10 protein-coding genes are annotated in these 13,143 nt (G+C 70.0%); 4 read left to right on the top strand and 6 right to left on the bottom strand.

Features of this window, described 5'->3' with window-relative positions:
• Nucleotides 1–86: 86 nt before the first annotated feature.
• Both BBK82_RS35170 and BBK82_RS54895 read right to left on the bottom strand, forming a co-directional pair.
• Complete coding sequence (locus BBK82_RS35170) at nucleotides 87–1,415, bottom strand: serine hydrolase domain-containing protein (protein ID WP_065918818.1); 1,329 nt, start codon at nucleotides 1,413–1,415, stop codon at nucleotides 87–89.
• A gap of 356 nt (nucleotides 1,416–1,771) precedes the next feature.
• The gene (locus BBK82_RS54895) at nucleotides 1,772–1,975 is read right to left on the bottom strand and encodes an MbtH family protein (RefSeq protein WP_065918817.1); all 204 of its coding nucleotides are present in this window, start codon (nucleotides 1,973–1,975) and stop codon (nucleotides 1,772–1,774) included.
• 451 nt (nucleotides 1,976–2,426) lie between these two features.
• Here BBK82_RS54895 and BBK82_RS35160 point away from each other — a divergent pair, with 451 nt between their 5' ends.
• From BBK82_RS35160 to BBK82_RS35150, 3 genes are all read left to right on the top strand, one after another.
• On the top strand, nucleotides 2,427–3,476 hold the full coding sequence (locus BBK82_RS35160; RefSeq protein ID WP_065921592.1) for a LacI family DNA-binding transcriptional regulator: 1,050 nt from the start codon (nucleotides 2,427–2,429) through the stop codon (nucleotides 3,474–3,476).
• A gap of 124 nt (nucleotides 3,477–3,600) precedes the next feature.
• Nucleotides 3,601–5,862: a hypothetical protein gene (locus BBK82_RS35155; protein ID WP_065918816.1), complete on the top strand. Its 2,262-nt coding sequence runs from the start codon at nucleotides 3,601–3,603 to the stop codon at nucleotides 5,860–5,862.
• 45 nt (nucleotides 5,863–5,907) lie between these two features.
• Nucleotides 5,908–6,831, top strand: coding sequence for a helix-turn-helix domain-containing protein (locus BBK82_RS35150; protein WP_065918815.1), 924 nt, complete (start codon nucleotides 5,908–5,910; stop codon nucleotides 6,829–6,831).
• Nucleotides 6,832–7,129: 298 nt separating this feature from the next.
• Here BBK82_RS35150 and BBK82_RS35145 read toward each other — a convergent pair whose 3' ends face one another.
• The 4 genes from BBK82_RS35145 to BBK82_RS35130 all read right to left on the bottom strand — a co-directional run bounded on the left by BBK82_RS35145 (nucleotide 7,130) and on the right by BBK82_RS35130 (nucleotide 11,157).
• Complete coding sequence (locus BBK82_RS35145) at nucleotides 7,130–8,419, bottom strand: GAF domain-containing protein (RefSeq protein ID WP_065918814.1); 1,290 nt, start codon at nucleotides 8,417–8,419, stop codon at nucleotides 7,130–7,132.
• Between the two features lie 132 nt (nucleotides 8,420–8,551).
• Nucleotides 8,552–9,337: an ABC transporter ATP-binding protein gene (locus BBK82_RS35140; RefSeq protein ID WP_065918813.1), complete on the bottom strand. Its 786-nt coding sequence runs from the start codon at nucleotides 9,335–9,337 to the stop codon at nucleotides 8,552–8,554.
• Nucleotides 9,330–10,349 carry a taurine ABC transporter substrate-binding protein gene (locus tag BBK82_RS35135; protein WP_065918812.1) on the bottom strand — a complete coding sequence of 340 codons (1,020 nt, stop codon included), beginning with the start codon at nucleotides 10,347–10,349 and terminating at the stop codon, nucleotides 9,330–9,332. Before BBK82_RS35135 ends, BBK82_RS35140 begins: the two co-directional genes overlap by 8 nt.
• 13 nt (nucleotides 10,350–10,362) lie before the next feature.
• Nucleotides 10,363–11,157: an ABC transporter permease gene (locus BBK82_RS35130; RefSeq protein ID WP_237047737.1), complete on the bottom strand. Its 795-nt coding sequence runs from the start codon at nucleotides 11,155–11,157 to the stop codon at nucleotides 10,363–10,365.
• A gap of 368 nt (nucleotides 11,158–11,525) precedes the next feature.
• Here BBK82_RS35130 and BBK82_RS35125 point away from each other — a divergent pair, with 368 nt between their 5' ends.
• Nucleotides 11,526–13,115, top strand: coding sequence for a glycoside hydrolase family 76 protein (locus tag BBK82_RS35125; RefSeq protein ID WP_237047736.1), 1,590 nt, complete (start codon nucleotides 11,526–11,528; stop codon nucleotides 13,113–13,115).
• Nucleotides 13,116–13,143: the final 28 nt, after the last annotated feature.

Here is a 13,143-nt window from a genome sequence, read left to right as displayed (position 1 = left end):
CGTCATCGCCGTCCAACCTCTTTTTGGGCGCGAAGCAGCGCCACGGGTACAGGGGGAAGAAGGAAAGGAGTGCGGAACCTGTGGCGTCAGGCCACGTCGCGTTCGCGGTGCCGCCGGCCCGCGACCCTGCCGCCGATCTGGATCCGGTCGATCCGGCCGCTGCGGGGATCGCGCAGGAAGCGCCCGGGACGGCCGGTCGCACCGTTGGCCAGGTCCGTCACGGAGAAGACGAACCCGTCGTGGACCGCCAGCCGTGCGGCCGGTTCGTCGTCGACGACCAGGTGCAGCTCGTCACCTTCGACCACTACCTCGAACGCGGTGTCGCCGTTGACGTACGTGCCGGTGCACTCGCGCGGGATGGACGCCCTCGGCTCGGCGTCGATCGTCGCCTCGCTCTCGTCGAGGTCGATGCCCGCGGCGCGCAGCTCGGGCAGCAGGTCACGCCACAGGGCCGCACCGGTGGAAGAGTTCGCGGTCAGCGCGACGATCGTGCCCGTCTCGGAGTTGAGGCGCAGGTGACACGACGTGCCGTCGGCGGTGCCGTCGTGCCCGAGCCAGCCGGTGCCGTGACCGCGGAAGATCGCGAGGCCCAGACCCCACCCGTCCGCGAGCCCGAACGGTTCCGCTCCCGGCACCGGACGGCACATCTCGGCGAGGTGCTCCGGCGTGACCAGACCGGGGTCGATGCCGCCGTGCCGGGGGTCGAGGTGCATCTTCGCCAGCTCGACGAGATCGGCGGCACTGGCGGCGAGACCGCCGGCCGGTGCCTCCACCGGCGCCAGCTCCTGCTCGACGGGACGCATCAGGCGCAGCGCGTGGTTGACCGTGTGGCCGCTGGCCGTGGGCAGGACGGCACTCCCCTGGCCCGCGATGAACCCGAGGTCGATGCCGAGCGGCTTGAGCAGGATCGTCTTGACCGCCTCCGCCCACGTCATGCCGGTCGCCACCTCGATCAGGCGGCCGATGAGCGCGTATCCCGTGTTGGAGTAGGAAAAACCCGCACCCGGCGGTTGCACGACGTCCTGCACGGAAGCCGCCAGCGCCACCCGGCCGTCGGGCGGGGCCACGACCTCCGAGGGCAGTCCGCCGGTGTGGCTGAGCAGGTGGCGGGCGGTGAGCACGTCGGCGTTGCTCCCCAGCGCCTGCCGCAGCTCAGGCAGGTACTCCACCACCGGCTCGTCCAGCTCCACGTCGCCGTCGGACACCAGGACCATCAGCAGCGTCGCCGTGAACGTCTTGGTGATGGACCCGATGGGCACCTTGCTGTCCCGCCCCACCGCCCACCCGGTGCCGTGCCGTTCCTCACCGAACTCGAACTCCCAGACGTCACCGTCCCGCCACACGACGAGCTGTGCGCCGGGCACGTGGTTGTGGAGTGCTGACCGTTCCAGCACCTCGCGTAAGTGCTCCACCATTTCCTCTCCACCGAACGTCCTGTTTATCTTGCTGATCTGCCCCACAGCGGAGCACGGGACACAGCGGCCGCATTCAGCCGCCGATAACCCTCACGCACACTTCCACTCACTCCACGGCCATATTCCGCGTGGGTAAGAATGTCGTCCGGAGTTCATCTCCACGACCAACATCCATACAGTCCTTCAACGACGCTGTCAGCCCCGAGTTACGAAGTCCCAGAATTTGGTCGCTGAACTCATCGGAGATAGATAAATATTGCGAGAGGTCACCGCTCGGGCTGCGATTCACCCGGTTGCCACGTTTGACCTCGCCCCGGCCCGGCGAGGGCACAGCACGGCACCGGCCGCCGGCAAGATCAGCCGACCGCGTCCGCCTTCATCTGTTCCTGCAGGCTACGGGGCCGCATGTCGGTCCACACGCCGTCGACGTACTCCATGCACTCCTCCCGCGACCCCTCCTTGCCCTCACTGCGCCACCCCTGCGGAACCTCTTTGCCCAACGGCCACAGCGACCGCTGTTCCTCGTCGTTGATCAGCACCTGGTAAGCGACGTCGGTCACAACTCTCTCCTTCTCCTGATCGGACAACGGGCGCGACCGGGCAGCCGTCGGAGCAAGAGCGACTCGCCCATTCCGAGGACAGCCCGCGAAGACAAAGCAGCAGCCGCGCGCAAACCGGCCACCGCCGCAGCCGAACATAACATTGTCGTTCGGACCCTGCAGCACACACCGCCGAAAGGAGCATTTGATCAACCATGAATGGTCATCAAAGAACTGTATGTTTAGCGTTCCGCCGAAAGGGAACCGCTACCTACCCGAGAGTTGCTTACTTCTTCACACATTGCTCGGTGTGACAACACACACAACAAATGCCGCAGCGAGGTGCCGATCACGCCCCCCGCGTCGCCGATCGGCCGGAAGTGCTCCAAAGTACGATCTCGGCTAGGTTTTGCCGATCAGCTCAACGGGTCGCGCCACTGCCGGTCGGCCGCGGAGGCAAGGGGTGTTCGCCGTGGCGGAACCGCCCGCCGGTCGGGCCGCACCGCGGTCCGGCCCGGTGACGATCGCCGACGTCGCCGTGGCCGCCGGGGTGTCGAAGCAGACCGTCTCGAACGTCATGAACTACCCGGAGAAGGTACGCCCGCAGACCCGGGAACGCGTTCAGCGCGCCGTCGCAGACCTCGGGTTCCAGCCGAACCGGGCGGCGCGGGCGTTGCGGTCCAGCTCCGCCGGCATGATCGCGTGCCGCATCGAGCCCGTCTCCTCGCATTCGCTCGCCCACCTGCACGACCGGTTCCTGCACGCGCTCGCCGAGGCGGGACAGGCAGTCGGCAGGCACCTGATGCTGTTCGCGGTGGATGACGCGGAGAGCGAGGTCGCCACCTGCGTGCGACTGGTGCGCAGCGGGTCGGTCGAGGGTGTCGTGCTGTACAACGTGGTGCCCGACGACCCGCGGCCGGCCGTGCTGCTGGACGCCGGGGTGCCGTTCGTGTGCTTCGGCCGGTTCTCCGGCTCCGCCGACGCGACCGGCTGGGTCGACGTCGACAACGCGGCGGGTGTCGCTGCCGTTGTCGAGCACCTGGTTGCGTGCGGGCACCGCAGGATCGGGTTCCTCGGTTTTCCGGAGGGCCACCGGGTCGGCGATGACCGCGCCGGCGGCTGGGTGACGGCGATGGACCGCCACGGACTGCTGACCGGCGACCACCGCCTCGACGCGCGCGGCGAGGACACGTGGATCAGCGGCGCGCGGATGGCTCGCACACTCCTCGACAGGACCGGTGCGCCGACCGCGCTCGTCGCGGCCTCCGACACCCTGGCCGCGGGTGCCCTGCAGGCCGCGCGTGATCTCGGGCTGGTTCCCGGGGACGACGTGGCCGTGGTGGGCTACGACGACACGCCGTCGGCCGAGGTCCTCGACCTGTCCAGCGTCCGCCAGCCGATCCCCGAGATCGGCCGGCGGATCGTGGAGTCCTTGTGCCCGCCGGACGGGACACCACTTCCCGTGGCCGCGCTGCTGGCACCGGAGCTCGTCGTGCGCGGTTCGTCCCGGCGTCGAGCCTGATCGTCCGCAGTCGCGCCGTTGACAGCCGTCGAGAGCCTGTGGTTGGTTTGGTCCACGCCAATTTTAACGATCAAATTCGGCGGCGAGGTCCACGCTGAGGCGCGCTCGGAGGGGAAGGCCCGTCATGAAGACGCACAGCCGGAAGCGACGCGGCTGGTTCGCCGCTCTCGTCACCGCCGCCCTGGTCCTGGCCGGCAGCTCCCCGGCGTGGCACTCCGGCGACGCGCAGGCAGCGGTGACCCAGCACGACAGCGCCTCGATCGGCTGGGATGGCGACTACTACGGCGTGCTCACCCACAAGGACGGCAGCTTCGACGTCCACTCAGGACCGAACACCACCGTCCGGTTCGGCATCTACAACAACCCCGCTCGCGTCCAGTGGTTCAACGCCGGGGGCTACTACCCCGCCCTGACAACGCAGTTCGAGCGGGACAACAGCACTGTCACGATCACCAACTTCGGGGACAAGGTGACGATCGGCGGCCGGGACTTCGTCGCGATCTACTCACGGGTCCGCATCGTCAACCACGACACCGTCGCCCACGTGCTGGACCCGGCACCGACCGGCGGGACCCTCGCGCTCACCCGCCCGTCGACCACCGTCCAACCCGGCCAGACCACCGACTTCGACTACGTGATCGCGGCCGACCGGTTCGGTCAGGGCCACGCCTGGCCCACGGCCGCGGAACTGGTGGCAGCCGGTGGTTACGACGCCCACTACGCGCACATGACGTCCTATTGGGACGGCAAGCTCGCGCAGATCGCCCAGATCCGGGTGCCCGACCCGCAGCTGGCCAACGCCTACCGCGCCGGGTACATCACCACGAACCTCGTCAAGGACGGCAACCGCCTCAACGTCGGCGAGAACGGCTACGACGCCATCTTCAACCACGACCTCGTCGGCATGCTGGTGCAGCTGCTGGAAGCGGGCGACCTGAACCGGGCCAAGGACTACCTGCCCACGCTGATCGCCCAGGACGACCCGAACGACATCACCAGGATGTACCCGGACGGGACCTGGAAGTACAACTGGCCCTGGGCCGTCTACCTGCGCAAGACCGGCGACGCCGCGTTCGTCCGCGACAACTTCGCGACGATCAGGCAGACCGCGCACCGGATCGAGTCCGACGCCACCGGCCCCGGCGGCATCATGAAGGCCACCATCGCGGTGGACGCCATCGGCCACTGGACCGTCGACAACCAGTCGGCGTTGCTCGGCCTGCTGACCTACCGGTACATCGCCACCACCCTCGGCGAGACCGCCGAGGCGGCGTGGGCCGAGCGGGTCTACACCACCCTCCTGAACGCGGTCAACGCCAAGCTGAACAACACGATCTCCAGCAACCGCCTCACCTACCTGCCGTGCGCCATAGCCGTCCCCAACAGCAGCGCGAACGTCTGCGGCCAGACCAACAACGGCAACTGGGCCTCGATGTTCCTGTTCGGCCGCTGGTCGTGGGACGGCCAGCTGTGGGGCGCCACCCCGGCCGGGCCGATGATCGACCTGATCGACGCCACCTACGACAACGGCTTCAGCCGCCTGTCCGGCCTGCCCAAGCACACCTTCGGCGGCTACCCCGGCGTGAGCAGCGCCTACAACGCCGGCTACGGCTCGGCCGGCCTCGCGTCCTCCCGGTACCGCTCCGAGGGCATCCACGGCTACCAGTACCTGGTCCAGAACGCTCAAAGCGCTCCTTTCTCGTGGTGGGAAGGCATCCAGACCGTCGGCACGAGCAACTGGTCCCCCGGCACGCACAGCACGGCGGGCACCGGCTCCAGCCCGCACATGTGGGGCCAGGCCAACGCCTCCAAGGTGCTGCTGGACTCGTTGCTCGCCGAGAAGCTCGACGGCACGGTGATCGTCGGCCGCGGGCTGCCCACCCAATGGCTGCGCGACGGCGCCACCACCGGTGTCGGCAACTACCCCATCGCCGGCGGCAGGCGCATGGGTGCGTCGATCACCGCGTCCGGCACGACCGTCAGCCTCACCCTGACCGGCGCCGCCCCCGCGGGCGGTGTGCGGTTCGAACTGCCGGCGTTCGTCGGCAACATCGCCAGGACCAGCGCGGGCACCGCCGACAACGCCAAGGGCGTCGTCACCCTGCCTGCCGGCACCAGTTCCGTCACCGTCACCCTCGCGCAGCCGCCGTCGTTCACCGAGAAGGGCGGCCTCGACCTGCAGCGCTACTGCACGTCGATCGGCGCCGTGAACGGAGTCGTCCTCGCCGGCACGACCGCCCACGACTGGCGCTGCGTCACCGGTACGGGCGCACAGGTCGCCGTGGACGTGGACGACGCCTGCCAGCGCCAGAACCCGCACGAACAGGCCATGTTCTCCCGGCCCGCCGCCATGGCCGACCCGTACAGCTGGAAGTGCCTCGTCTGATTCACCCGTTGACCTTCCAGCGGCTGCAACGTCCAGGATGCATCCATGGACGAACGCACCGAGCTGCTCACCATCGGCAGGCTCGCCCGCCGCACGGGCCTTCCAGCGCGCACCCTGCGCTTCTGGTCCAACGAGGGCCTCATCGTCCCGGCAGGCCGCTCGTCAGGCGACTACCGGCTCTACGACGCGGCGTCCGTGGCCCGCGTCGAGCTCGTCCGCACGCTGCGTGAGCTGGGCCTCGGCCTCGACGACATCCGCCGCGTGCTCGACCGCCAGGACACGGTCGCCGAGATCGCCGCGGCACACGTGACGGCGATCGACGCGCAGATCCGCGCCCTGAAGGTGAGCCGGGCCGTTCTGTCCACCGTGGCGAAACGACGATCCACCCTCGAGGAGACCGCACTGATGAACCGCTTGGCACGACTCTCCACCACCGAACGCGTGCAGATCATCGACGACTTCAAGGCCGACGTGTTCGGCCGCCTCGACATCGACCCGGCGTTGCGCGAACGGGTCCGCGACCTCCGCATCGACCTGCCCGACGATCCCACGCCCGACCAGGTGAACGCCTGGGTCGAGCTGGCAGAGCTCCTGCTGGACCCGGACTTCCGCGCTCGGCTGGGAACGTTCCTCGAGCTCACCACTTCCGCACCGGGGCAGAAGGCACCGCCCGGCGCACGCGTCTGGTGGGCCCGGCAGGTGGTCAACCAGGTGGCGCAGGCCCGGCAGGACGGGCTCCACCCCGACGATGCCGCAGCGATCGAGCTGGTCTCCGCCATGTTCCGCGGTGATGACCTGAGCGCGGTGCTGGTTTCGCTGGAAGCGGGGATCGACGCTGGCGCGGAACGGTATCGCGGCCTGGTCAGTCGTGTGCAGGGGCGGAATGGGGCGCCGAACGCCACCGAGGAACTGCGGTGGCTGGCCACCGCTCTGCGCCTTGCCGTCGAGGGCAAGACCGCAGGGCGTTGACCACCCCGCCGGCCTCCGCTTCGACGGTCATCGGACGCACAGGCCGCAAGCTCGAGCCGTCCCGCCGACCTCGTGGCGCGCGAAAGTTTCGAGTTCTGCTCGGGAACCACACACCTTGATGTAGTCCGCGGTCGTCGTTCACGAACTTCCGCACCCGGTCATCATGCGCCACCGGCGCAGCGGTGGGCAGCTGCGCCGGCCTGCTCATCCCGTGACACACCATCGACCCACGGCAGCGGAACGGACAGCAGGACGAGGGCGAGCGCGACGCAGGCCGTCGTCCTCGCCTGACCTCGGGTCAGCGGCTCAGGTAGGCGGCCAGACCGCCGAGCTCCTCACTGGCGATGAACACCGACCGCACGTGGATCAGGGCCTGCTCGACGTGGGCCGAGCACCCCCAGGCCGCGTCACCCCACGAGTCGGCGACCTTGATCTCGGCCGGCTCGGTGCACCCGGCGGTGCCGCCGAGCTCGCACTGCTCCGGGCGCGGGGTCCTGGCCTGGGTTGCCGCGGCGGCACGCATCCTGGTGGCGAGCTCCGCGGCGGCGGCGGCGCGTTCCTCGGCCTCGGCGCGCAGCTTCTGCTCGGCCTCGACCGCCTTGGCGAGCTCTTCGCGGGCTGCCTCGGCGCGTGCCTCGGCGGCTCGCTTGGCCTCGTCGCTGTGGTGGCGTTCGATGGCCAGCGCGGCGGTGCCGGTGAAGACCTGGATCAGGGCGAGGTCGGTGTCCTGCGGGACCCGTGGCGTGCGGTGGTAGAGGGCGAAGGTGCCCAGCAGGGTGCCGTCGCCGGCCAGGATCGGCGTCGACCAGCAGGCGCCGAGGCCCGCCTGGTCGGCGAGGTGGCGGAAGTCGTCCCAGAACGGGTCGGTGGCGATGTCGGCCACGACCACCGGTTCGCGCCGGTGGGCCGCGGTGCCGCAGGAGCCGACGCCCTCTCCGGTCGCGATGCCGTCGATGGCCTCGTTGTAGAAGTCGGGCAGGCTGGGTGCGGCGCCGTGCCGCAGGTGCAGGCCGTCCGGGTCGGCCAGCAGGACGGACACGAACAGCTCCTGCGGGACCAGCTCCTCGATGCTGCGGGCCATCCCGTCGAGCACGTCGGCCAGTGGCGCCTGCCGGGCGATCTGCTCCAGCAGGGCGCGGTGCTCGGCCATCAGCCGCTGGGCGTGCTTGACCTGCGTGGTCTCCACGCCGATCACCCGCACCCCGGTCACGTCGCCGGAACGGTCCCGGCGCGGCTCGCAGGTCAGGTCGAAGAACGCCTCCCGCGCGTGCGGGCCGTTGCCCAGCACGATCCGCACGTCGCGGCTGGTGCACGACTCCCCGGTGCGGTGGACCTGGTCCACCAGCGCGAGGAACTCCTGGCCTGCGGGTTCCGGCAGCACGTCCGCCAGCGCGAGGCCGGGGCGAGCCCGGTCCTGGCCGATGGAGGTCATGAACGCGGGGTTCGCGGACCCCAGCACGTGCGTCGGGCCCGAGAACGACGCGAAGATCGCGGTCGACTCGCCGAACAACGTGCGCAGGTCGTCCTCCCCGGCCGCCGTCGCACGCTGCACTTCACCGGTCTGGTCATGGCTGTCCAAGGCGCTCACTGCCGCATCCCTCTCCATGCGTCGCAGGCACGCTGCTGGACCTCGAACGCTGTTCCGCTGTGACCGCACTTCTGCGGGCAGTGCGAATGATACGCAACGCCGAACAGGTCGCCGCACGGATCACGACGTCCGTCAGACCATGAGACCCGGCCGGGTGGACAGGGTGGCCCGCACCGCGGCGCTCACTTCACCGCGCAGTGCCGCGAATCGCGGTGAGCCGCGCAGTTCGTCAGCTGACAAGCCCTCGCGGGGCAGGTCGACGGGCAGGCTGAGCGCGATCCGGCCCGGCCGGTCGGTGAGGACGATCACGCGGCTGCCGAGGAACACGGCCTCGTCGACGCTGTGCGTCACGAACACGACCGACCTGCCGTCACCGGCCAGGGGACGCACGTCCTCCTGCAGCCGTTCCCTGGTCAGGGCGTCGAGTGCGGCGAACGGTTCGTCCATCAGCAGCAACCGCGGCCGGGCGGCGAGTGCGCGGGCGATGGCGACGCGCTGCTGCTGTCCGCCGGAGATCTCCCAGGTGCGGCGCGGGCCGAGGCCGTCGAGCCCGACCAGTGACAGCAGTTCCGCCGCCCGCGCCGGGCGGTCCGGTTTCGGGACCTTCGCCCACTTCAGCGCCGTGGCGATGTTGCCGCCGACCGTGTTCCACGGGAACAGCCGGGGTTGCTGGAACACCACCCCGACCTCGCGGCCGGGCACCGGTGGGTGGCCGAGCAGCGTCACGTCCCCTGTGGACGGACGTTCGAACCCGGCCAGCAGGCGCAGCAACGTGCTCTTGCCCGACCCGGACGGGCCCACCACGACCAGGAACTCGCCCGGTCGCACCGCCAGGTCCAGCGGGCCGAGCGCCGGCACCGGGCCCTCCTTCGTGCGGTAGGAGTGTTCGACCCCGCTCAGCTCGGCGACGTCAGGCATTCCCGGCTCCCGGTGCTCGCAGCGCGGCCTGGAACGTCGCCAGGTCCGGCACCTGGTCGACCTTCTTCTGCTCGCGCAGGAACTCCGCCGTGTCGCGCAGGCGGTTCGCCAGCTGCCCCGGTGCGCCCGGGGTGCCGAAGTGGTCGGGGCCGCGTTGCTCGTCGTGGTCCAGGTAGATGTTCTGCTTGAGCTGGGCCAGCGCGTCCGCCTCCCCGATGCCGATCTGGCGGCTGACCGCGGCCGCGACCGCCGCGGGATCGGTCTTGATCAGTTTGATCGCGTCGTTCGTCGCGGCCAGCCACTTGCCGACCACGTCGGGGTTGGCGTCGAGGAACTCCTTGCGCGCCACCGTGAACGTGAGCGTCGGTTTGCCGGCGGCCGCCAGCTTCGCGCTGTCGGTGAGCGTCACGCCGTCCTGCTGCAACACGCTCAGCACCGGCGTCCAGACGTAGGCGCCGTCGATGTCACCGCGCTGCCACGCGGCCTGGATGTTCTGCGGTTCGAGGTCGACCAGCGTGACCGAACCCGCGTCCACCCCGCCCAGCTCCAGCGCGGCGAGCAGGCTGTAGTGGGCGGTCGAGCTGAACGGCGCGGCGATCTTGCGGCCGGCCAGCTCCGAGATCTTCGTGATCCCGGTGGCCTTGCGCACCACGAGCGCCTCGCTGTCGCCGATGACGTTCAGCAGCTCGATCACCTGGTAGGGGATGTTGAGCGGCGGGCACAGGCCGGCGGCGGCGGGACTGCTGCCGATCACCGCGAGGTCGATCGCACCGCCCAGGAACGCGGTGTTGATGCTCGCGCCGGAGTCGAACGCGGTCCAGGTGATCTTGTGTTCCGGCAACGCCTTCTCCAGCGTCCGCTGGTCCTTCACCAGCAGCGTGCTGTCGGCGAAGTTCTGGAACGCCACCCGCACGCTCCTGCCCTCGCCCGGCGACGAGCCACCCACGCCGCAGGAGGCCAGCACGGGCGCGGAAGCGAGCAGCGCGAGCATGTTCCTGCGCGAGATCGGCATGACGACTCCTCGGTCAGGCGCGTCCGCGCCACGGGGACAACGCACGTTGGGCGGCCACGATCAGCGAGTCGATGACCAGGCCGGTGATGCCGATGACGAAGAGACCGAGGATGACCACCGCGGTCTGGTTGAAGCGCTGGGCGTTGAGCACCATCCCGCCGATCCCGTCGGCGCCGTTCACGGTCTCCGCCGCCACCACGGAGCTGTACGCGATGCCCACGGCGAGCCGGACGCCGGTGAGGATCTCCGGCCCCGACGCGGGCAGGATCACCGCGCGGATGACGTCCAACGCGGTGGCGCCCAACGCCTGCGCAGCTTCGACGTACTGCCGGTTGACCCCGCTCACCGCAGCGGCGGCAGCCACCGCGACCGGCGGGAACGCGGCGATCATCAGCAGGTAGACCTTCGGCTCCTCGTCGATGCCGAACCAGATCACCAGCAGGCTCAGGTAGGCGAGCGGCGGCAGGGCGCGCAGGAACGCCACGGCGGGCTCGGTCACCGCCCGCACGACCGGGACCAGACCCATCGCCAGCCCGAGCACGAGACCGAGCAGCACGCCGTAGAAGCACCCGTAGCCCACGCGCCGCAGGCTGACGCCCAGCCGCTCCACCAGCGTCGAACCGGCGTAGCCGCCCTGACCGTTGCCGAAGTCCGATGTGGACAGCAGCTGCCGCCACACCTGACCGGGGCTCGGCAGCACGGCGGCGGGCCAGATCTGGGCCAGCGCGACCAGCTGCCACACCAGGAACAGCGCTGCGATGGCACTCAGCCGCACCAGCAGCCAACGTGACGCCTGGATCTTGGGCACGCCGTGAATGTACTTCCGCGCACATCGCCGGTCAGGAGCGTTCCGCATCGTGGTCTTCCGCGACAACGCCTCTTGCGCGGGGCCTCTCCGAACCGCTAGTGCGGTCACGAGGGCGTGGCGGCACGACCCGCACCGCCGCGAGCGGATCATCGAAGCCGCATGATCTCCGAGTCCGGGCCGGCCGCTGTCACGAGGTCTTCGGATCCACAGTGGACGGCGCCGCGCGGCTACTCACCGCGACGTTCAGCGGGTTGCGGTACCAGGACCGCACATCAGGAGCATTGACGGCCGAAGCACCCGAACCCTAACCTGAGGATGAGAGCGCTCTCAGTCACTGCCGAGCCACCCACCCTGCACCGGGAGGTCTCATGCTGAGAGCTGCGCTTCTCGCGTCCCTGATGGTGTCCACGACCGTCCTGGCCGTTCCGCCCGTGTCGGCGACACCGGCGGCGGCACCGGCGGCTGCCCAACCTGCTGCCGACTGCGACTACTACTGCGACGACCGCGACCCCGCTCTTCCGCTGAGCGCACGGCGCTCCCCGCACCGGCCTGGCACCGGCACGCCATCGGCGACCGGCGCCCCGCCGTCGACCGCGGGCACCCCGCCGGGGGCGGCGGCCGTCATCTGCAACAGGTACTGCGACGCCCGTGACCCCGCACTCGCACCTGCAGACCGCCTGGCCCAGACCGTCGCGGTCGGAGGACGTCAGATCTCGCTGCGCTTCAACGACACCGACGCGATGGGCTGGGCCGTGGTCTCCGCCGCCCAGCCGGGCGACGAGGTGTGGCTGGACCGCTCCTTCGACGCCGGTGTCAGCTGGGGCACCGGCTCCCGGCTCGGCAACACGGCGGCCCCCGCGGGCTTCGGCACCTGGCGCACCATGATGTTCAACGTGGACGACTGGGCCGGCCTCGGCGTCGGCCTGCTGCGAGCCTGCGGGCGCCCGGCCGGTTCGTCCACGATCGCGTGCACCAGCTGGTACCGCACGACCTGGAACGCCGGTGAACGCCGGACCGCCGCCGCGACGGCGCTGATGCAGCGCTACAACCTCGGCACCGGCCTGTTCGACACGACCGGCTGGTGGAACTCGGCCAACGCCCTCACCGCGGTCATCGACAACATCCGCGTGACCGGGATGAACAGCTACCGCTACGCCGTCGCCCGCACCTACGACCTCAACCGCACGGCCTGGCAGGGCGACTTCATCAACGACTACAACGACGACGTCGCCTGGTGGGGCCTGGCGTGGCTGGCCGCCTACGACCTCACCGGGGACAGCAGGTACCTCAACACCGCCAGAGCCGGGGCGAACCACGTCCACCGGTTCTGGGACTCCGTGTGCGGCGGCGGCATCTGGTGGAGCTCCAGCAAGAACTACAAGAACGCGATCGCCAACTCGTTGTACGTCCAGCTCAACGCCGCCCTGCACAACAGGATCCCCGGCGACTCCACCTACCTGCAGCGTGCCAGGACGGGCTGGACCTGGTTCCTCAACAGCAAGATGATCAACGGCGCCAACCTGGTCAACGACGGCCTGAACGCCGGCTGCGCCAACAACAACCTCACACCGTGGAGCTACAACCAGGGCGTTCCGCTCGCCGCACTGGTCGAGCTGCACCGGGCCACCGGCGACGCGAGCCTGCTCACCAAGGCCCGCACCCTCGCCGACGCCTCGACCGGCAGCAGCTTCCTCAACCCCGGCGGCATCCTGTTCGACGACGGCGGAGGCGGGGACGTCCCCTCGTTCAAGGGCGTCTACGTCCGGGCCCTGGCCGCGCTGAACCGGGCACTGCCCGACCGCCCGTACACGTCCTACCTGCGCCGGCAGGCCGACACCGCGCACGCGCGAGACCGCTCCAGCGCGGACTCCTACGACCAGCCGTGGGCGGGCCCGTTCCAGCGCAGTGACGCGGCGCGTCAGCACAGCGCGGTGGACCTCATGAACGCCGCGAGCTAGCTCCGGAAGCATGAAAGCGGCCCGCCAG

Source organism: Lentzea guizhouensis, from assembly GCF_001701025.1.
Taxonomy (GTDB): Bacteria; Actinomycetota; Actinomycetes; order Mycobacteriales; family Pseudonocardiaceae; genus Lentzea; species Lentzea guizhouensis.
This window is presented reverse-complemented; position numbering and strand designations above follow the sequence as displayed.

What these genes read in the sequence shown, in the direction of transcription:
- BBK82_RS35170 (WP_065918818.1), bottom strand. Translation starts at nt 1,415, where the DNA reads ATGGTGGAGCACTTACGCGAGGTGCTGGAACGGTCAGCACTCCACAAC.
- BBK82_RS35155 (WP_065918816.1), top strand. Translation starts at nt 3,601, where the DNA reads ATGAAGACGCACAGCCGGAAGCGACGCGGCTGGTTCGCCGCTCTCGTC.
- BBK82_RS35150 (WP_065918815.1), top strand. Translation starts at nt 5,908, where the DNA reads ATGGACGAACGCACCGAGCTGCTCACCATCGGCAGGCTCGCCCGCCGC.
- BBK82_RS35140 (WP_065918813.1), bottom strand. Translation starts at nt 9,337, where the DNA reads ATGCCTGACGTCGCCGAGCTGAGCGGGGTCGAACACTCCTACCGCACG.
- BBK82_RS35135 (WP_065918812.1), bottom strand. Translation starts at nt 10,349, where the DNA reads ATGCCGATCTCGCGCAGGAACATGCTCGCGCTGCTCGCTTCCGCGCCC.
- BBK82_RS35125 (WP_237047736.1), top strand. Translation starts at nt 11,526, where the DNA reads ATGCTGAGAGCTGCGCTTCTCGCGTCCCTGATGGTGTCCACGACCGTC.